The 18,964-nt window shown below is 62.1% G+C and carries 14 protein-coding genes; 6 read left to right on the top strand and 8 right to left on the bottom strand.

Going from position 1 to position 18,964, the window contains the following annotated elements; genetic code table 11:
- Positions 1 to 218 precede the first annotated feature (218 nt).
- Positions 219 to 4,280: a phosphoribosylformylglycinamidine synthase gene (gene purL, locus ACP7BZ_RS10305; protein ID WP_426112717.1), complete on the top strand. Its 4,062-nt coding sequence runs from the start codon at positions 219 to 221 to the stop codon at positions 4,278 to 4,280.
- Positions 4,281 to 4,328: 48 nt separating this feature from the next.
- Here purL and ACP7BZ_RS10300 read toward each other — a convergent pair whose 3' ends face one another.
- From ACP7BZ_RS10300 to ACP7BZ_RS10265, 8 genes are all read right to left on the bottom strand, one after another.
- The gene (locus tag ACP7BZ_RS10300; RefSeq protein WP_426112715.1) at positions 4,329 to 5,426 is read right to left on the bottom strand and encodes a fumarylacetoacetate hydrolase family protein; all 1,098 of its coding nucleotides are present in this window, start codon (positions 5,424 to 5,426) and stop codon (positions 4,329 to 4,331) included.
- Positions 5,427 to 5,555: 129 nt separating this feature from the next.
- Positions 5,556 to 6,329 carry a peptidyl-prolyl cis-trans isomerase gene (locus ACP7BZ_RS10295; protein ID WP_426112713.1) on the bottom strand — a complete coding sequence of 258 codons (774 nt, stop codon included), beginning with the start codon at positions 6,327 to 6,329 and terminating at the stop codon, positions 5,556 to 5,558.
- A 116-nt stretch (positions 6,330 to 6,445) separates the two neighbouring features.
- Positions 6,446 to 7,225 (bottom strand): foldase protein PrsA, encoded by a 780-nt coding sequence (locus ACP7BZ_RS10290; RefSeq protein WP_426112711.1) that lies wholly within the window; start codon positions 7,223 to 7,225, stop codon positions 6,446 to 6,448.
- Between the two features lie 118 nt (positions 7,226 to 7,343).
- Positions 7,344 to 7,658: a BolA family protein gene (locus ACP7BZ_RS10285; protein WP_426112709.1), complete on the bottom strand. Its 315-nt coding sequence runs from the start codon at positions 7,656 to 7,658 to the stop codon at positions 7,344 to 7,346.
- Positions 7,655 to 8,311 carry a septation protein A gene (locus ACP7BZ_RS10280; protein WP_426112707.1) on the bottom strand — a complete coding sequence of 219 codons (657 nt, stop codon included), beginning with the start codon at positions 8,309 to 8,311 and terminating at the stop codon, positions 7,655 to 7,657. Before ACP7BZ_RS10280 ends, ACP7BZ_RS10285 begins: the two co-directional genes overlap by 4 nt.
- A 184-nt stretch (positions 8,312 to 8,495) precedes the next feature.
- Positions 8,496 to 8,891 carry a peptide-methionine (R)-S-oxide reductase MsrB gene (gene msrB, locus ACP7BZ_RS10275; protein ID WP_426112705.1) on the bottom strand — a complete coding sequence of 132 codons (396 nt, stop codon included), beginning with the start codon at positions 8,889 to 8,891 and terminating at the stop codon, positions 8,496 to 8,498.
- Between the two features lie 35 nt (positions 8,892 to 8,926).
- Positions 8,927 to 10,387, bottom strand: a complete 1,461-nt coding sequence (locus ACP7BZ_RS10270) for a protein adenylyltransferase SelO (protein ID WP_426113089.1) — start codon at positions 10,385 to 10,387, stop codon at positions 8,927 to 8,929.
- Between the two features lie 190 nt (positions 10,388 to 10,577).
- On the bottom strand, positions 10,578 to 12,692 hold the full coding sequence (locus ACP7BZ_RS10265; protein WP_426112703.1) for a catalase: 2,115 nt from the start codon (positions 12,690 to 12,692) through the stop codon (positions 10,578 to 10,580).
- 225 nt (positions 12,693 to 12,917) lie between these two features.
- Here ACP7BZ_RS10265 and ACP7BZ_RS10260 point away from each other — a divergent pair, with 225 nt between their 5' ends.
- From ACP7BZ_RS10260 to ACP7BZ_RS10240, 5 genes are all read left to right on the top strand, one after another.
- Positions 12,918 to 14,570 (top strand): 3-(methylthio)propionyl-CoA ligase, encoded by a 1,653-nt coding sequence (locus ACP7BZ_RS10260; protein ID WP_426112701.1) that lies wholly within the window; start codon positions 12,918 to 12,920, stop codon positions 14,568 to 14,570.
- Positions 14,571 to 14,729: 159 nt separating this feature from the next.
- Positions 14,730 to 15,929 (top strand): branched-chain amino acid ABC transporter substrate-binding protein, encoded by a 1,200-nt coding sequence (locus tag ACP7BZ_RS10255; protein WP_426113087.1) that lies wholly within the window; start codon positions 14,730 to 14,732, stop codon positions 15,927 to 15,929.
- Between the two features lie 46 nt (positions 15,930 to 15,975).
- Complete coding sequence (locus tag ACP7BZ_RS10250) at positions 15,976 to 16,920, top strand: branched-chain amino acid ABC transporter permease (RefSeq protein ID WP_426112699.1); 945 nt, start codon at positions 15,976 to 15,978, stop codon at positions 16,918 to 16,920.
- A complete protein-coding gene (locus ACP7BZ_RS10245; protein ID WP_426112697.1) occupies positions 16,917 to 18,224 on the top strand; it encodes a branched-chain amino acid ABC transporter permease in 1,308 nt (435 codons plus the stop codon). The genes ACP7BZ_RS10250 and ACP7BZ_RS10245 overlap by 4 nt, the downstream gene beginning before the upstream one ends.
- Entirely contained in the window at positions 18,221 to 18,961 is a 741-nt protein-coding gene (locus tag ACP7BZ_RS10240) for an ABC transporter ATP-binding protein (RefSeq protein ID WP_426112695.1), read from the top strand. The genes ACP7BZ_RS10245 and ACP7BZ_RS10240 overlap by 4 nt, the downstream gene beginning before the upstream one ends.
- The last annotated feature ends 3 nt before the right edge of the window (positions 18,962 to 18,964 follow it).

Here is an 18,964-nt window from a genome sequence, read left to right as displayed (position 1 = left end):
CGCTTGTGCTTCAATCGTGCCGCAGTTGCACTAAACGTCAACGATACGCTATTTATTGACACTCTCCCAGCAATCTGCCGGCAAGGCCTGACAGCGGGCCGGCGCTGACGACTGGCCTCACAGGGTATAATGTCGGCCCAGGGGAAAGCGCCGCAGCGCCATCGGCGTCACCACGACATTTAACCAGCAGCCACGCTGCGTCAACCAAGACTTTCATTATGTTGATACTGCCGGGTTCAAACGCCCTGTCCGCCTTCCGTACCCAAGTTCTGCTCAGCCAGTTGCAGACTGCCGCCTCCGCGGTGGTTGCCGTGCAGGCCCAGTTTGTGCATTTTGTTCATTTGGCCGACAGCGCCGTGCTGGCCGACGCCGAGCGCGCCCGCCTCGACGCCATGCTCACCTACGGCGAGCCGGCCCACGCGGCGCCTGACGGCGGCGTTGCCGAACAGTTCGTCGTCATCCCCCGCTTCGGCACCATCTCGCCGTGGGCCTCGAAAGCGACCGACATTGCCCGCAACTGCGGCATGACGCAGATTGCCCGCATCGAGCGCGGCGTCGCCTACACGGTCAGCCTGAAAGGCGGCCTGCTGGGCACTTCGCTGGGCGCCTCCCGCGCACTGGGCGCCGACGAACTGCTGGCCGTGACCGCGCTGCTGCACGACCGCATGACCGAATCGGTACTGCGTGACGCCAGCCAGGCGGCGGCGCTGTTTCGCGAGCTCGACGCCAGGCCGCTGGCCTCGGTGGACCTGCTCGGTGTGGGCAAGACGGCGCTGGAACAGGCCAATACGGACCTCGGCCTGGCCCTGTCGCCCGATGAAATCGATTACCTTGCCGATGCGTTCACGCTTGCGCAGCGCAATCCGACCGACGTCGAACTGATGATGTTCGCGCAGGCCAACAGCGAGCATTGCCGCCACAAGATTTTTAACGCCGACTGGACCATCGACGGCGAGGCGCAAGCAAAGTCGCTGTTCCAGATGATCAAAAACACCCACCAGCTGGCCCCGCGCGGCACCGTGGTCGCCTACAGCGACAATTCGTCGATCATCGAAGGCGCGCTCGTGTCGCGCTTTTATCCGCGCGGCGAGCGCCACGAATACGCCGCCAGCGTTGAGCTCACGCACACCCTGATGAAGGTGGAAACGCACAACCACCCAACCGCCATCTCGCCATTCCAGGGCGCCTCCACCGGCGCTGGCGGCGAAATCCGTGATGAAGGTGCCACCGGCCGCGGCGCCAAGCCGAAGGCCGGTTTGACCGGCTTTACGGTGTCGAACCTGTACCTGCCGGGCGCCGTGCGGCCGTGGGAAAACGCCGCCGTTGCTGCCGCACCGGCTGCGCCGATGGACGCCTCCCCCAGTAACACCACGATCTACGGCAAGCCCGAACGCATCGCCTCGCCCCTGCACATCATGATCGACGGCCCGCTCGGCGGCGCCGCCTTTTCCAACGAATTCGGTCGCCCGGTGCTGGGCGGCTACTTCCGCAGCTACGAGCAGAACGTCGGCCCGATCAGCGCCGGCGCGCCTGACACCGTCTACGGCTACCACAAGCCGATCATGATCGCCGGCGGCATTGGCAGCATCGCCGGCCAGCACACCCACAAGAACGACATCCCGGTCGGCAGCCTGCTGATTCAGCTTGGTGGTCCTGGTATGCGCATCGGCATGGGCGGCAGCGCGGCGTCGTCGATGACCACCGGCGCCAACACCGCCGATCTCGACTTCGACTCGGTCCAGCGTGGCAATCCCGAGATGGAGCGGCGCGCCCAGGAAGTGATCAACGCCTGCTGGCAGATGGGCGAGCACAATCCGATCATCTCGATCCACGACGTCGGCGCCGGTGGCCTGTCGAATGCCTTCCCCGAGATCACCAACGACGCCAAGCGGGGCGCCATCTTTGATCTGCGCAAGGTGCCGCTGGAAGAATCGGGCATGGCACCGAAAGAAATCTGGTCGAACGAATCGCAGGAACGCTATGTGCTGGCGATTGCGCCTGACAGCCTGGCCCTGTTTGCCAGCCTGTGCGAACGCGAACGCTGCCTGTTTGCCGCCGTCGGCGTCGCCACCGAAGAGCGCCAGTTGAAGGTCATCGATCCCCTCAACGGCAACAACCCGGTCGACATGCCGATGGATGTCCTGCTCGGCAAACCGCCCAAAATGCTGCGCGATGTGACGCGCCTGCACACCGAGTTCGCGCCCATCGACCTGACCGGCCTCGATCTGCTCGAAGTCGCCCAGCGCGTGCTGTTGCTGCCGTCGGTGGCCGACAAGTCCTTCCTGATCACCATTGGCGACCGCAGTGTCGGCGGTATGACGGCGCGCGACCAGATGGTCGGACCGTGGCAGGTGCCGGTGGCCGATTGCGCCGTCACCGCCATGAGTTTCGACGGCTATCTGGGCGAAGCGATGGCGATGGGTGAGCGCACGCCGCTGGCAGTGATCGACGCGCCTGCCTCGGGCCGTATGGCGGTGGGCGAAGCGCTCACCAACGTTGCCGCCGCGGCGATCGCCGACATCAGCGACATCAAGTTGTCCGCCAACTGGATGGCCGCCTGCGGTCAGCCCGGCCAGGACGCCGCCCTGTTCGACACCGTCAAGGCAGTCGGCATGGAACTGTGCCCGGCGCTGGGGATCAGCATCCCGGTTGGCAAAGATTCGCTGTCGATGCGCACCACCTGGACCGACGGCGAGCAAGCCAAGGCCGTCACTTCGCCGGTGTCGCTGATCGTCTCGGCGTTCGCGCCGGTCAGCGACATCCGCAAGACCTTGACGCCGCAATTGCAGATGGACGCCGGTGCCACCGCGCTGATCCTCATCGATCTCGGTCGCGGCAAGAACCGGCTGGGCGCCTCGGCGCTGGCGCAGGTCACCGGCCAGCTGGGCGCCAGCACTCCCGACGTCGACAGCGCCGACGACCTGAAAGGGTTTTTTAAGGCAATCCAGGCGCTCAACGCCGACGACAAGCTGCTCGCTTACCATGACCGCTCGGACGGCGGCCTGTTCGCCACGCTGGTCGAGATGGCCTTTGCCGGCCGGGCCGGCGTCTCCGTCAACCTTGATATCCTGGCGATGGGCGACATCAATGCCGCCGACTGGGGCGACGCCAAGAACTGGGCGGCGCAGGTGGGCGAACGCCGCAATGCGCTGACCCTCGCTGCGCTGTTTAGCGAAGAGCTGGGCGCCGTGCTGCAAGTGCGCGAAGACGAGCGCAGCGCCGTCATGCAGGTCCTGCGCGCGCACAATCTGGGCGCCTGCAGCCACATCATCGGCAAACCGAATACGCGCGGGGTGATTGAATTGACGCGCGACGCCAAGGTCATTTTCAGCGAGCAGCGCAGCAGCCTGCACCGGCTGTGGAGCGAGACCAGCTGGCGCATCGCCCGGCTGCGCGACAATCCGGCCTGCGCCGACGCCGAATACGCGCGCCTGCTCGACGAAACCGATCCCGGCATCACCCCGGTGGTACCGTTCGACATCAACGACAACGTCGCCGCTGCCTTCATCGGCGGTGCCCGGCCGCGCGTGGCCATCCTGCGCGAGCAGGGCGTCAACTCGCACATCGAAACGGCATGGGTCATGCACCAGGCGGGCTTTATGGCCGTCGACGTTCACATGAGCGACTTGATTGCCGGCCGCGCGCGCCTCGACGATTTTCATGGCGTCATCGCGGTCGGTGGCTTCTCGTACGGCGACGTGCTCGGCGCCGGCGAAGGTTGGGCCAAGACGATTCTGTTCAATGCCCTGCTGGCCGAGCAGTTTGCCCGCTTCTTCCAGCGCGCCGACACCTTTGGCCTGGGTGTCTGCAATGGCTGCCAGATGATGAGCAACCTGAAGTCGATGATCCCCGGCGCCCATGCGTGGCCGAAGTTCACCCGCAACAAGTCAGAGCAGTTCGAAGCGCGCTTTGGCATGGTCGAGGTACTCGATTCGCCATCGATTTTCTTTGCCGGTATGGCCGGCATGCGCGCACCGATCGCCATCGCCCACGGCGAAGGCTATGCCGACTTTGCGCAGACGGGTGAGCTGGCAGCGGTGCACCAGGCGATGCGCTTTGTCGACAACCATGGTGCCGCCACCGAAGTGTATCCCTTCAATCCGAACGGTTCGCCCGCTGGCTTGACGGCGGTGACCACGCCCGATGGCCGCTTCTCGGTGATGATGCCGCACGCGGAGCGGGTGTTCCGGTCGGTGCAGCAGTCATGGCATCCGGCCGGCTGGGGCGAGGATTCGCCGTGGATGCGCATGTTCAGGAATGCGCGCAAGTTCGTCGGGTAAATAAGGGAAGGGGACTGGCACCTTGGATGCCTGTCTCCGTTGCCACCTTTACCCCTCGGCGCGTATGGTATTGCGCATGATGCCCACGCCAGTAATTTCCGTTTCCATCACATCGCCTGGCTTCAAGAATTCTTGCGGCTTCTTGGCAAAGCCCACGCCCGACGGCGTGCCGGTGGCAATGATGTCACCCGGTTCCAGCGTCAAGCCGCGCGACAGTTCGGCGATGATCCGCGGAATTTTAAAATACATCTGCTGGTAGCTGGCGTTCTGCTTTTCAGCCCCATTCACCCGGCAAATCACCCGCACGTCGTCGAGCTTGACGCCGGCGGCGCTGACAATGAACGGTCCCATCGGTCCGTGCCCGTCCAGGCTCTTGCCCTTGAACCATTGACCGCCATGGCGCCTCTGCTGGACCTCGCGCACCGTGGTGTCATTGTAGGCGGCGTAACCGAACACATAATCCATGGCGTGCTCTTCGCTGATGTTGCGGCCCTGCTGGCCGATCACGACGGCGAGTTCCGCTTCCCAGTCGGTGCTGATATTGCTGGGGTCCTGGAAGATGGGGTCGAACGGGCCATTCATGGTGTGGGTGGCCTTGGTGAAAAACACCGGATGGTCGGGCAGCTTGTCAGCCACCTTGTCCAGGCGCGCCGCCTTGCCTTCCTCGAAGTGGTCGAGATAGTTCCAGCCGACGCAATAGATGTTGCGGTCCGGGCGCGGAATCGGCGAGGTGAAGATGGCCCCGGCCAGCGGCAGGAAATTGGCCTGACCGCTGCCATTGCCGCCCAGCGCACGTTCGATCAGCGCTTGCACCTGCGCCATGCCGGCATTGCCCGCCTTGATGAGAGAGAGCATCGAGCCGGGATCAAACACCAGCTTGCGTTTCTGCCGGCGTGCTTCGACGCCAATATCGAGCATCCTGCTACTGTCGAGCACCACCACCAGCACCGGCGCGCCCTTCGGCGTCAACACGCAGCTGGCCAGCCGCATGCCGATCGTGCCCGATAGCGGCGGCACCACCACCTGCTTGCCATTGGCGCTGGCGTTGACCGTGGCGGCACTGGCAGCAGCACCGGCAGTAAACAGACTACCGACGGCGGCCGTGGCCCCCGTCCTCAACAGATTACGACGAATTGCATCCACCATGACTCCCGATGCCTTGCAGGCTGTTAACGAGAGGCCATTGTAGGTGAATCACGGCAATAAATGCAGCAGGTATAAAAAAAGCGCTTACCAGGAAGCGCTTTTTTTGCCTTTAATTGTAAGCAAAAGTAGTTACTGGATCTTGGCTTTCTTGGCCAGTTCGTCGCGGTAAGCGGCCAGGCGGCGCTGCTGGATCGACTCGGCCACTTGCTGCTTCACTTCGTCGAACGAGGGCACCTTGGCAGCGCGCGTGTCTTCCAGCTTGATCACGTGGTAGCCAAACTGCGTCTTGACGGGGGTTTCGGTGATTTGACCCTTGTTCAGCTTGATCATGGCAGCGGAAAATTCGGGCACGTAGGAAGCCGCGCTCGCCCAGTCCAGATCGCCACCATTGGCAGCCGAGCCGTCTTTCGACTGCTTGGCCAGCTCTTCGAACTTGCCGCCAGCCTTGAGCTTTACGATGATGGCCTTGGCTTCATCTTCGGTGGCGACGAGGATGTGGCGGGCGTGGTATTCCTTATCGCCCACCTGCGATTTGTATTTGTCGTACTCGGCCTTGATGTCGGCATCCTTGACCGGGTTTTTCTTGACGTAGTCTTGCAGCATTGCATTGATGACGATGCTCTGACGGGCATTGTCGAGCGCCATCTTGACGTCAGGACGGTTGGCCACGCCTTGACGGTCGGCTTCCTGGATCATCACTTCACGGTTGATCAAGTCTTTCTTGATCGCTTCGCGCAGTTGCGGCGAGTCGGCTTGCTTGCCCTGGGCGACCACTTGCTTGACGATTTGATCGACTTTGGCGGCAGGAATCGGCTTGCCATTGACGGTCGCGACGTTTTGCGCGAAGGCCGGGGTGGCCACGAGGGCGGTCATCAGTAACAGGCTGGCAGGCTTGAACATCATATTTGATTCCTATAAAAACTAAAAAGGTCTGGAAACGCTGGCCACCAACGACATGATGGACGTCGCCTCGCGGCGCCGCCCATCAGTTAATACGGCCTGCTGTGCGAATACGGCGCTTATTGTACCTTAGCCTTGGCCAGAATCGCTTCCTGGTACGCCTGCAGTTTCTTCTGCTGGATGGCTTCTTCGATCTGGCCTTTCACTTCTTCCATTGGCGGGATCTTGGTTGGACGGGTGTCGTCGACCTTGACGACGTGGAAGCCGTTAGGCGTCTGCACGGGCTTGTCGGCCACCTGACCTTTTTGCAGGTTGACAAAGGCGTCGCTGAACACTTTCGGGAACGACGACGGGGTTGCCCAGTCGAGGTCGCCACCGGTAGCTGCAGTGCCAGTGTCTTTCGACTGCTTGGCCAGGTCTTCGAACTTGGCGCCGGCTTTCAGTTTGACGATCACGGCTTCGGCTTCAGCCTGGGTGCCCATCAGGATGTGGCGCACATGGTATTCCTTGTCGCCAGCCTGGGCCTTGTACTTGTCGTATTCAGCCTTGACTTCTGCATCCTTGACAGGATTCTTGGTAACGTAATCGCGCACCATGGCATTGATGATGATGGTCTGACGGGCCTGCTCCATTTGCGACTTGACCGTATCGTTCTTTTCGTAACCCTGCTTGACGGCTTCCTGCATCATCACTTCGCGCATGATCAGGTCCTTCTTGATGGCATCGCGCAGCTGCGGCGAATCGGGCTGCTGGCCCTGGGCGACGACCTGCTTGACGACCGCCTCGGCACGCGAGGAAGGAATCGCCTTGCCGTTGACGACGGCGAGGTTTTGCGCGAAAGCTGGCGCGGCAACGATGGCGACGAGTGCTAACAGCAAACTGGCTGGCTTGAAGGTCATGTTTTGGATCCTGAAATGGAGAAAGTTACTTAGTCTAATGAAACGATTATTTTTGCGATAACTAACGATTATCGAACAGATTTCTTAAGCGACCCTGAAAGGACGCTTGCCACACCAGTTAGCGCCATTCCGATGGTGCCAGCGCAGTGATGGCCAGGGCATGGATCTCGGTGTGCATCATATCGTGCACGGAATCATACACGAGTCGATGGCGCATGACGAGCCTGTGCCCCTCGAAGCGGGCCGAAACGATTTTCAGGCGGAAGTGGCCGCCACCGGAGGCGGCGCCGGCATGACCGGCGTGCAGATGCGATTCGTCGTACAGCGCCAGTTCAAGTGGTTCGAGTACTGCCAGCAGGCTGCGAATGCGCTCGGCGCGCGGGCCTTGCGCAAGCCGGGCGCTACCAGTGTCGACAGGGTGATCAGCGCTCATGCCTGGCCCTGCTGTTCGTCGTGCTGTTCGTCATCCTGCATGTACTTCGACAGCATCACGCCCATCGCCACGATGAACACAAAAAAGATGCCAGTGGCGCCGAACACCTTGAAGTTGACCCAGGCGCTGGTATCGCCCTTGAAGACCACGAAGGCCATCAACAGGTTGAGCGCGCCCAGCGCCGCCAGAAAGGCAATCCACGCCCACGCCACCCGGCGCCAGATCGCTTCAGGCAGTTTCATCGCTTCGCCCATCACGCTTTTCATCAGGTTCTTGTTCATCACGACCAGGTAAAACAGCAGGATGGCGGCAAAGGCCCAGTACAGGATGGTCGGTTTCCATTTGATGAAATTCTCGTCGTGCAAATAAATGGTGGCGCCGCCCATCACCACGATCACCGCCGCCGACACCCACAGCATGCCATGCACTTTTTTGTGTGCCAGCAGCAGGTAGCCGATTTGCAGGCAGGTGGCGATGATACCGACCACGGTGGCCAGGATGATGGGCGACTGCGCCGGCGTGGCAGTGCCGCCGGCGATCAGGGCGCCCAGATACTGCTGCACCAGCGCGTGGGCACCATCCTGGTGGCCTTCGCCCCAGCGGAACACGCCGAAAAATAAGGCGATGGGGAACAGATCAAATAGGAATTTCATGGAGATTCAAACACAAGTGGAAACCCGCTTTTGTTTGGCCTGAAGTGCAAAAAATCCCGCGGGGATTTTTTGGAGGGAAAGGCCACGCAAAAGCATAAGGATGGACAACCAAACATCACTGGCAGAGCCAGATGATGTTTGGGCGAAGGGCGACGCTTACCGGCCTTGTCTGCGGCGCTTTCGCTCAGGCGGGATCGAAGCGCAGCGATGCCGAGTTGATACAGTAGCGCAGCCCGGTCGGCGGCGGGCCGTCGGGGAAGACGTGGCCCAGGTGGGCGTCGCAGACCGCGCAAATGATCTCGGTACGCAGCATACCATGGGTGCGGTCGGTCTTTTCGATGACGTTGGCGGGATCGAGCGCCTTGAAGTAACTGGGCCAGCCGCAGCCGGAATCGAACTTGGCGTCGGATTCGAACAGCGGCGTGTTGCAGCACACGCAGGTATAGATGCCGTGCGCGTGGTGGTCCCAGAACTTACCGCTGAAGGCGCGCTCGGTGGCGGCGTGGCGGGTGACCTGGTATTCCATCGGATCGAGGGCGGCGCGCCATTCGGCGTCGGTCTTGGTGATTTTGTCAATCATGGCATGCCTTTCTGGCGGTAAGGGGAGGGCGCCGCTCACGACGAGCAGCTCACTTCGAGATCATGGGCCCAGTCGGGTGGCAGGGCAGCGTAGGCAGCATGTTCGGGCTGCTCGTCAAACGGCCGCTCGAGGATGGCCAGCAGGCGCGCCACTTCGCTGTAATCGCTGGCGACCGCCTTGTCGATGGCGACCTGGGCCAGGTAATTGCGCAGCACATACTTGGGATTGACGGCGTCCATCGCTTCCTTGCGCCGGGCGTCGTTGCTGTGCTCGGCCTGCAGGCGCGCACGGTACCGCGCGGCCCAGTCATCAAACTGCGTGCGCTCGATGAACATGTCGCGCAGCACGGTATCGCTGGCGGCGGTGCTTTGAAAATTGCCCAGCGCGCGGAAGAAATTGGTGAAGTCGACGTGACTGGCAGTCATCAGCTCGAACAGCGCGGCCAACAGGGCCTGGTCGCCATCCTGCACGGTTTGCAGGCCCAGCTTGGCATGCAGCAGATAATCGAGGGTGGCGGCAAACTCGGTCTGGTAGAGCGCCAGCGCCTGCTGCGCGGCATCGACGTCGCCGATCAGCGGCATCAGGGCCTGACCGAGCGCATAACAGTTCCAGTGTCCTACCTGTGGCTGGTTGGCGTAGGTGTAGCGGCCCTGCTGGTCGGTGTGGTTGCAGATGTGGCCGGGGTCAAAGGCTTCCATGAAACCAAACGGGCCGTAATCGAGTGTCAGACCGAGGATCGACATATTGTCGGTGTTCATTACGCCATGCATGAAGCCGACCGCCTGCCAGTGGGCGATCATGCGCGCGGTGCGCCGCGTCACCTCGGCCAGCAGCGCCGTGTAGGGGTTCGCTTCGGCTGTCAGCTCCGGATAAAAGGTGGCGATGACGTAATCGGCCAGTTGCTGCAGCTGTTCCGGCTTGTCACGGTGATACCAGTGTTCAAACGAGCCAAAGCGCACGAAGCTGGGCGCCATGCGGGTGACGACGGCGGCGCTTTCCACCGTTTCGCGCATGATCGCCTGGTCGGCACCCATGATGCACAGCGCGCGCGTGGTGGGAATGCGCAGCGCCGCCATCGCCTCCGAGCACAAAAATTCGCGGATCGATGAGCGCAGCACGGCGCGCCCGTCGCCCATGCGCGAATACGGCGTCATGCCGGCGCCTTTTAATTGCAGCTCGAGCGGGCCGTGCGGGCCGTTCAGCTCGCCCAGCAGGATGGCGCGGCCATCACCGAGCTGACCGGCCCAGACGCCGAACTGGTGGCCGGAATAGACGGCCGACAGGGGCTGCGAACGAACGGCCACGCGGTTGCCGGCGAACAGGTCGACCAGTTCCGGTTCGGCCAGCTGCGCCGGTGTCAGGCCGACCAGGGCGGCAGCGGAGGCGCTGGCGGCGACGAGATACGGCGCCGCCAGCGGGGTGGGCATCAGCCGGGTATAAAAATCGGCGGGTAGCGCGGCAAATGAATTGCTCAGCGGAAGGTCGTCGGCGCGGATGGCAGATCCTGTGGGTGAGTAAGTAAATGGGTATTTTAGCGTGACTGGCGAAAACGCGAGTGGGGAGCGCTGGCGCCGGCTGATGATGGGGAATGGGACAAGCACTGTTGCAGCTGCCAGCCCCCGTTTCGGCAAGGGCGACAGGCACCGCAGGTGCCTGTCGCGAAGTGGCTGTCAGCGCACCGCCCGCTTACGGCAAGTTGCGCACTTTCGCTTCGCGCTCCCACTGCCGCGTCTTGGCAGCCGCAATAAACGCCGCCTTGTCGGCGGCGCTGACCACGCCGGCATCCGGCTCGACCCCGGCTTTTTCCAGCAACGCCTGGCCGCCTGCATCGTGGGCAATGGCTTTCAGGTGACCGAAGGCATCGCGCACAAAATCGATGGCCGCCGCCTCCTTGAGCAGCACGGCGGCCTGCGCGCTCGAGACGATGATGGCGACGGCGTCGAACATGATCGACGGCGTGCCGGCCAGCTGGCCATCGACCTGCAACGCCGATTTGTCCGACAACATCACTTCACCGACGTGCGGGGCGATGATCTTGAACGCAGCGCCCGCCTTGCTAATGGCGCCAAGCAAGTCATTGACCAGTGCAGCGTCGGACCCATCGGCCACCAGCACGCCGACGGCGCGCCCTTCGAGCGTGTCTTTCATGTTGCCGATGATTTGCAGCGCCGGCGAGGGCGGCCGCGCTTCGGCCGGCGTGCCGGTAGGCGCCGGCGCTGGCAGGGTTTTCATGCCCAGTGCGCTGCCGACCCGCTGCGCCAGCGTCTCATCGATCTGGCGCAGGTGCGCCACCATGGCCGCGCGGATGTGCGGATGCTCGACTTTCGACAATTCAAACACCAGTGCGGCAGCGATGTGGGTCTGTTCGGGCGCCGTCTGGCTGAGGAAGAACTGGCGCGCCTGGCTGTAGTGATCGGCAAACGTTTCCGAGCGGATGCGCCCGCGCGTGCCACCTTCTTCTGCGGCGACACTGCGAAACCCCTTGGCCGTCTCGCGCGGGCCGTCGACCATCAGCGAATTGGGCTCGTAGGCCACGCGGCCCACGGGCTGGTTCATCTGCATGTGGCCATCGCGCTGGTTATTGTTGACCGGCACTTTGGCGGCATTGATGGGAATCTGGTGGAAATTGGTGCCGCCCAGACGCGACAGCTGGGTGTCCAGGTAGGAATGCAAGCGCCCCTGCAGCAGGGGATCGTTGGAAAAATCGATGCCGGGCGGCAGGTGGGTGGGGCAAAACGCCACCTGTTCGGTCTCGGCAAAAAAATTGTTTGGCCACCGGTTCAGGGTCATGCGGCCGATCACCTTGAGCGGCACCAGTTCTTCCGGAATCAGCTTGGTCGAATCGAGGTGATCGAAAGGGAAGGCGGCAGCGTCGTCTTCGGTGAACAGCTGGACGGCCAGGTCCCAGGCTGGGAAATTGCCGGCCGAAATGTTTTCGAACATGTCGCGGCGGTGGAAATCGGGATCGGCGCCGGCAATCTTGACCGCTTCGTCCCACAGCGTCGATTGCAGACCCAGCGACGGCCGCCAGTGGAATTTGACAAACGTCGATTCCCCTTTGGCATTGAGCAGGCGGAAGGTGTGGATGCCGAAGCCTTCCATCATGCGCAGCGAGCGCGGCAGGGTGCGGTCCGACATCGCCCACATGATCATGTGCATCGATTCGGGGGTGAGCGAAATGAAATCCCAAAAGGTATCGTGGGCCGATGCCGCCTGCGGGAAGCCGCGGTCCGGCTCCATCTTGACTGCATGGATCAGGTCAGGGAATTTGATGGCGTCCTGGATGAAGAACACGGGGATGTTATTGCCGACGAGATCCCAGTTGCCTTCCTTGGTGTACATCTTGACGGCAAAACCGCGCACATCGCGCGGGGTGTCAGAGGAACCGGCGCCACCGGCCACGGTGGAAAAGCGGGTGAACAGCGGAGTCTGCTCTCCCACTTCGGTGAGAATTTTTGCCGTCGTGTATTTTTCAAGCGAGGCGGTCAGCTCGAACACACCGTGCGCGGCGGTACCGCGCGCGTGGACGATGCGCTCGGGAATGCGCTCGTGATCGAAATGGGTAATTTTCTCGCGCAGAATAAAGTCTTCCAGCAAGGTCGGGCCGCGTGGATGGGCACGCAGGGAATTCTGGTCGTCGCCGATGGCCACGCCGTGGTTGGTGGTGAGTGCAGTGACGCCGTCGTGCTGGTGCAGTTCGCCGCCATTGCCGACATCGGTGGGGAGCTCGCCGCTGCGGTCCGGTTTGGCTGCGGCCACCTTGGTGGGCAGGCTCGCTGCGGTCGATTTTTTGGTCGCCATAAGGTATTCCTTGTTGAAATGTTGGGAGTCTTGCCATACTGTGTGCCAAGTATATCCATGACGACCGCGCGCACGATTGCATTTTTTAGCGTTCACCCTGATGGGCTGCCGGCTGCACAGATGGCAATGCAGACCCGGCTGGTGCGTTGCAACATCGAAAAGTATTGACTGTTTTAGCACGGTCGTACGAAACTCGACCACCACAGAGCCGCCACAGGAGTGCGCATGACGTCATACCCCGCAAGCCCGGTGATGGGCCAGATGATGAGCCAGCCACTGCTCATCTCCACCATCATCGACTTTGCCGCCCGCCATTTTGGCGAGGTGGAAATCGTTTCGCGCCGCGTCGAAGGCGACCTGCATCGATATACCTACCGCGACTGCCAGGGGCGCGCCAAGCGGGTCGCCCATGCGCTGCAGGGGCTGGGCGTGCAGATCGGTGAGCGGGTCGCCACGCTGGCCTGGAATGGCTACCGCCACATGGAGTTGTACTACGGCGTGTCCGGTTCTGGCGCCGTGCTGCACACCATCAATCCGCGCCTGCATCCCGAACAGATCGCCTACATCGTCAACCATGCCGAAGACCAGGTGCTGTTTTTCGATCTGACTTTCCTGCCGCTGATTGAAGTGGTCGCCGCCCATTGCAGCACCGTCAAGGCGTTTGTGCTGATGGCCGGTCACGAACGCATGCCTGAACACACCAGCATCCCGAATTTGCTGTGTTATGAAGAACTGCTGGCCAGCAGTTCGGCCGAGTATGTCTGGCCGCAGTTCGATGAAAACGCTGCCGCTTCGCTGTGCTACACCTCGGGCACCACGGGCAACCCCAAGGGGGCCCTGTATTCGCACCGGTCGAGCGTGCTGCATGCTTACGCTTCGGCGATGCCCAATGGCTTGAACGTGTCGGCGCGTGACACCGTGCTGCCGGTTGTGCCGATGTTTCACGTCAACGCCTGGGGTTTGCCGTATTCGGTGCTGCTGTCGGGCGCCAAGATGGTGTTTCCTGGCGCCGCCCTCGACGGCAAGTCGCTGTATGAACTGTTCGAAGCGGAAGGGGTGACGTTTTCGGCCGGCGTGCCGACCGTCTGGCTGGGCTTGATCAACCACGCCGTGCAAAACGATCTGACTTTTTCCACCTTCCGCCGCACCGTGATCGGCGGCTCGGCGTGCCCACCGGCGATGATGGATGTGCTGATGGACCGCTTCGGCATCGAGGTGGTGCATGCCTGGGGCATGACCGAAATGTCGCCACTGGGCACCGCCGGTGTGCTGCAGGCCAAGCACCTGTCGCTCAGTAAAGATGCGCAGCGCAAGATCCTGCAAAAACAGGGCCACGCCATTTTCGGCGTCGACATGAAGATTGTCGACGACGACGGCGTCGAACTGGCCTGGGATGGCGTCACCTACGGTCACCTGCTGGTGAAGGGCCCGTGGATCATCGCCAGCTACTTCAAGGACGAGGGCGGTGATGTGCTGCAGGATGGCTGGTTCCCCACCGGCGACGTTGCCACCATCGATGGCGATGGCTATCTGCAAATTACCGACCGCAGCAAGGATGTCATCAAGTCGGGTGGCGAGTGGATCGGCACCATCGACCTGGAAAACATTGCCATGGCCCATCCGGCCGTGCTGCAAGCTGCCTGCATCGGCATCGCTCACCCCAAATGGGATGAGCGGCCGCTGCTGCTGGTAGTCAAGCGGCCGGGGTTCGATGTCAGCCGCGAAGACTTGCTCGCTTTCTTTATCGGCAAGGTCGCCAAGTTCTGGATGCCGGACGACGTCAGCTTTATCGATGCCTTGCCGATGGGCGCCACCGGCAAGATTCAAAAAAACAAGCTGCGCGAACAATACAGGGGGTACCAGCTGCCGACCGCCTAAACCGAGCCCAGCCGATTTTTCAGCACCTTCGATTGCAGTTGCCGTAACCAACCCATATATAAAAACAGGTGGAGACAAATGAGCAAGCTGTATGGCAAGACCCTTTGCAAGACCCCTTGCAACACCCCTTTTGCATTGCGCACCGTGGCCGCCGCCTTGATGACGTGCCTGGCCGCCGCGGCCCAGGCCGAGACCGTCAGGGTGGCCTTCATCGATCCGCTGTCGGGCCCGTTCGCCCCCGTCGGACAAAACCAGCTGCACAGTTTTCAGGCCATTGCCGAACTGGCCAACAAGGATAAATGGGCTGGCGAGCACAAGCTCGAGGTGGTCGGTTTCGATAACAAAGCCAGCCCGCAAGAGTCGCTCACGCAACTGAAGACGGCCATCGACCAGGGATACCGCTACATCACCCAGGGCAATGGTTCCGGCGTCGGCCTGGCCCTGCTTGACGCCATCAACAAGCACAACGAGCGCAATCCGGGCAAGGAAGTGGTGTTCCTGAACTACGCCGCCATCGATCCGGACATGACCAACAGCAAGTGCAGCTTCTGGCACTTCCGCTTCGACGCCAATTCCGACATGAAGATGGAAGCCCTGACGACGTATATGGCGCCCAACCAGGCCATCAAGAGCGTCTACATCATTGGCCAGAACTACGCGTTCGGCCAGGCGGTCAGCCGCGCCGCCAAGGACTACCTCAAGCGCAAGCGGCCCGACATCAAGATCGTCGGCGATGACCTCCATCCGATCGCCCAGGTAAAGGATTTTTCGCCCTATATTGCCAAGATCAAGGCGTCGGGCGCCGACACCGTCATCACCGGCAACTGGGGGGCCGACCTGGCCCTGTTGATCCGCGCCGCCAAGGATGCCGATCTAAAAGCCAATTTTTATACCTATTACGGCGTCACCACCGGCGTGCCGACGGCGATGGGTGCCGCCGGTGCCGAGCGCGTCAAGATTGTTGGCAACTGGATGATCAACAACGATGGTTTTAAGGGCAAGGACATCGTCGAAGCGTATAAAAAGAAATACAACGACGATTACTACACGGCGCAGACCCACAGCAGCCTGGGCATGCTGGCCCAGGCCATCAAGGCGGGCAAGTCGATCGATCCAGTCAAGGTGGCGTTTGCCATGGAAGGGGCGAAATTTGCCAGTCTGAACGGCGAAGTGACCATGAACAAGGTCGATCACCAGTTGCAGCAGCCCCTGTACATCGGCACCTGGACCAAGGTGAACGGCAAGGATGTGCGCTACGACCAGGAAAACACGGGCTACGGCTGGAAGATGGACAAGAAGATCGACGCCTACCAGGCCGGTCAACCGACCTCGTGCCAGATGAAGCGGCCGGCCCTGTAATCGTTGCTACGGCGCGCAGCAATGCGCGCCCCTTCTGGACGCCGCCATGGAATTTACGCTGTTCACCTTGCTGAACGGGATCAGTTACGGCTTGCTGCTGTTCATGCTCTCGTCTGGCCTGACCCTTATTTTCAGCATGATGGGCGTGCTCAATTTCGCCCATGCCAGTTTTTATATGCTGGGCGCTTACATCGCCTACAGCATCAGCAACGCGCTGGGCTTCTGGCCGGCACTGCTGCTCGCGCCCCTGGTGGTGGGGCTGGCCGGCGCCCTGGTCGAACGTTACGGCTTGCGGCCCATCCACAAGTTTGGCCACGTGCCGGAACTGCTGTTCACCTTTGGCCTGTCCTACCTGATCGTGGAACTGGTGCAGCTGGTGTGGGGCAGGGCGGCGGTGCCCTACGCCATCCCACCTTCGCTCGACGGTCCCCTGTTTACCGCCTACTCGACCAGTTTCCCCTTGTACCGCGCCTTCATGATGGCGGTCGCGCTGGCCATGCTGGCGGCCATCTGGCTGCTGCTGACCAAAAGCCGCATTGGGCTGGTGATCCAGGCGGCGCTGACCCACCCGCAGGCGGCCGAAGCGCTGGGCCACAATGTGCCGCGCATTTTTATGTGGGTGTTCGGCGGCGGCTGCGCGCTGGCGGGCCTCGCCGGGGTGATCGGCGGCAATGCCTTTGTAACGGAGCCGGGCATGGCGGCCACCGTCGGCAGCATCGTGTTCGTGGTCGTCGTGGTCGGTGGTATGGGCTCGCTGGCGGGAGCGTTTATTGCCTCGCTGCTAATTGGCGTGCTGCAAACCTTTGCAGTTGCCCTCGATTATTCCCTGATGAGCGTGCTGAACCTGGCCGGCGACCGGATCGGCGAGCAGACCCCCGGCTTTGCCGTCCTTAAAGTGACGATTGCCCAGAGCGCCGCCATCCTGCCCTTTTTGTTGCTGGTACTGGTGCTGATTTTTCGGCCCAAGGGCTTGATGGGGACGCGCGAATGAATCGCTCGGCGCCATTCGCGGCGGCCGGCAAGACCGTCAGCTTTCGCCCGCTCAATCTGGAACGCTGGCTGCTGTGGAGCGGGTTTGCCGTCCTCCTGCTGGTCGCGCCGCTTATTTTTAGCCACGGTGCGGCCCTCTCCATCCTGTCGCAGATCGGCACCGTGATGCTGTTCGGCCTGTCGTACAACATGCTGCTGGGCCAGGGCGGCATGCTGTCGTTTGGCCACGCGGTCTACTCGGGCCTGGGCGGCTTTGTGGCCATCCATGTGATGAACCAGGCCGCGGCCGGCATTGCCGTGCCGACCACCCTGATACCGCTGGTGGGCGGCGTGGCCGGCATGGGCTTCGGCGTGCTGTTTGGCTATGTCACCACGCGCAAGTCCGGCACCACCTTTGCCATGATCACGCTGGGACTGGTCGAGCTGGTGTTCGCCGCCTCGCTGATGTTCCCCGGTTTTTTTGGCGGCGAGGGCGGCGTTACCACCAACCGCGTGATGGGCACGCCATTTTTTGGCCTTAGCTATGGCCCGCAAATCGAGGTGTATTACCTGATTGCCGGCTGGCTGTTCATCGGCACCGTCGCCATGTACGCTTTTACCCACACGCCGCTGGGGCGCATGCTCAATGCCGTGCGTGACAACCCCGAGCGCGTCGCTTTTATTGGCTACGATGCCCAGTGGGTGCGCTACCTGGCGCTGATTGTATCGGCGTTTTTTGCCGGTCTGTCGGGCGCGCTGGGGGCAATTAATTTCGAGATCGTCAGCGCGGAAAATGTCAGTGCGCTGCGCTCGGGCAGCATTTTATTGTTTGTTTTTATCGGCGGCATCGGCTATTTTTTTGGCCCCCTGCTGGGCGCCGTGGTGGGCACTGGCTTTGTCGTCATGCTGTCGGCGTACACGGCGGCCTGGCAGCTCTATCTCGGCCTGTTTTTTATTGCGCTGGTGCGCTTTGCCCCGGCCGGGCTGGCCAGCCTGCTGATGGTGCTCGTGCGGGTGGCGCGCTGTGGCCGTTTCAGTCGTATCGCGGCCGTTCTGGCGGCCGTGAGCGGCGCCGTGCTGGTGGCGCTTGCCGGACTGGTGCTGGCGGTCGAACTGCTGTACCGCCGCACGCAGGACAGTGGCAGCCCGCTGGCCACCATCCTGGGCTTGCCGCTCGACGCCCATGCAATCACGCCGTGGCTGGTGGCGCTCGGCCTGTTGAGCGGCGGCGTGCTCGCTTACCGCCTCATCTGCCCCGTTTATTTGCGGCGCTGGGACACCGTCAATGGCGAGATCGCCGCGCTCAACAAAGGCAAACAACCATGAACGCACTTGAGCTCGACAATGTGCGCAAAAGCTTTGGCAAGTCGGACATCATTCGTGGCGCCAGCCTGCAGGTGGCCGCTGGTGAGCGTTGCGCCATCATCGGTCCGAATGGCGCCGGCAAGTCGACCCTGTTCAACCTGATTTCTGGCCGTTTCGGCATGTCGGGCGGCGATATCCGCCTGCACGGGACCAGCGTGGCGGGCTTGCGGCCATTCGAGATTAACCGCCGCGGCCTGGCCCGCAGTTTCCAGGTGAGCAATCTGTTCGAGCGCCTGAGCGTCTACGACAACCTGCGCTGCGCCGTTTTATGGTCGCTCGGTTACCGCTATTCGTTCTGGCAGCGCCTGGGCGGCCTGCGCGATGCCCATCAGCGCACCGAACAGGTGCTCGAGGAAATCGGCCTGCAGCGCCAGCGCCATCTACTCGCTGGCGTGCTCACCTACGCCGAGCAGCGCGCGCTGGAAATTGGCATCACCATTGCCGGCGGCGCCGACGTCATTCTGCTCGATGAACCCACCGCTGGCATGAGCCGCTCTGAATCGGATGCCGCCGTCGAACTGATTCGCAAGGTCAGCGTCGGCAAGACCCTGTTGATGGTCGAACACGACATGGGCGTGGTGTTCGGGCTGGCCGACAAGATCGCCGTGCTGGTGTACGGCGAGGTGATCGCCTGCGACACGCCGGCCAACATCCGCGCCAGCGCCGCCGTGCAGGCCGCTTACCTGGGGGACGCTTGATGG

It is taken from the genome of Massilia sp. PWRC2 (assembly GCF_049896725.1).
Taxonomy (GTDB): Bacteria; Pseudomonadota; Gammaproteobacteria; order Burkholderiales; family Burkholderiaceae_D; genus JAFCUW01.
The sequence above is the reverse complement of the archived record's forward strand: the minus strand, read 5'-3'. Positions and strand labels throughout refer to the sequence as shown.

Excerpts from the sequence above, each read along its gene's own strand:
- purL (WP_426112717.1), top strand. The coding sequence starts at position 219 with ATGTTGATACTGCCGGGTTCAAACGCCCTGTCCGCCTTCCGTACCCAA.
- ACP7BZ_RS10300 (WP_426112715.1), bottom strand. The coding sequence starts at position 5,426 with ATGGTGGATGCAATTCGTCGTAATCTGTTGAGGACGGGGGCCACGGCC.
- ACP7BZ_RS10295 (WP_426112713.1), bottom strand. The coding sequence starts at position 6,329 with ATGATGTTCAAGCCTGCCAGCCTGTTACTGATGACCGCCCTCGTGGCC.
- ACP7BZ_RS10290 (WP_426112711.1), bottom strand. The coding sequence starts at position 7,225 with ATGACCTTCAAGCCAGCCAGTTTGCTGTTAGCACTCGTCGCCATCGTT.
- ACP7BZ_RS10285 (WP_426112709.1), bottom strand. The coding sequence starts at position 7,658 with ATGAGCGCTGATCACCCTGTCGACACTGGTAGCGCCCGGCTTGCGCAA.
- ACP7BZ_RS10280 (WP_426112707.1), bottom strand. The coding sequence starts at position 8,311 with ATGAAATTCCTATTTGATCTGTTCCCCATCGCCTTATTTTTCGGCGTG.
- msrB (WP_426112705.1), bottom strand. The coding sequence starts at position 8,891 with ATGATTGACAAAATCACCAAGACCGACGCCGAATGGCGCGCCGCCCTC.
- ACP7BZ_RS10265 (WP_426112703.1), bottom strand. The coding sequence starts at position 12,692 with ATGGCGACCAAAAAATCGACCGCAGCGAGCCTGCCCACCAAGGTGGCC.
- ACP7BZ_RS10260 (WP_426112701.1), top strand. The coding sequence starts at position 12,918 with ATGACGTCATACCCCGCAAGCCCGGTGATGGGCCAGATGATGAGCCAG.
- ACP7BZ_RS10255 (WP_426113087.1), top strand. The coding sequence starts at position 14,730 with ATGACGTGCCTGGCCGCCGCGGCCCAGGCCGAGACCGTCAGGGTGGCC.
- ACP7BZ_RS10250 (WP_426112699.1), top strand. The coding sequence starts at position 15,976 with ATGGAATTTACGCTGTTCACCTTGCTGAACGGGATCAGTTACGGCTTG.
- ACP7BZ_RS10245 (WP_426112697.1), top strand. The coding sequence starts at position 16,917 with ATGAATCGCTCGGCGCCATTCGCGGCGGCCGGCAAGACCGTCAGCTTT.
- ACP7BZ_RS10240 (WP_426112695.1), top strand. The coding sequence starts at position 18,221 with ATGAACGCACTTGAGCTCGACAATGTGCGCAAAAGCTTTGGCAAGTCG.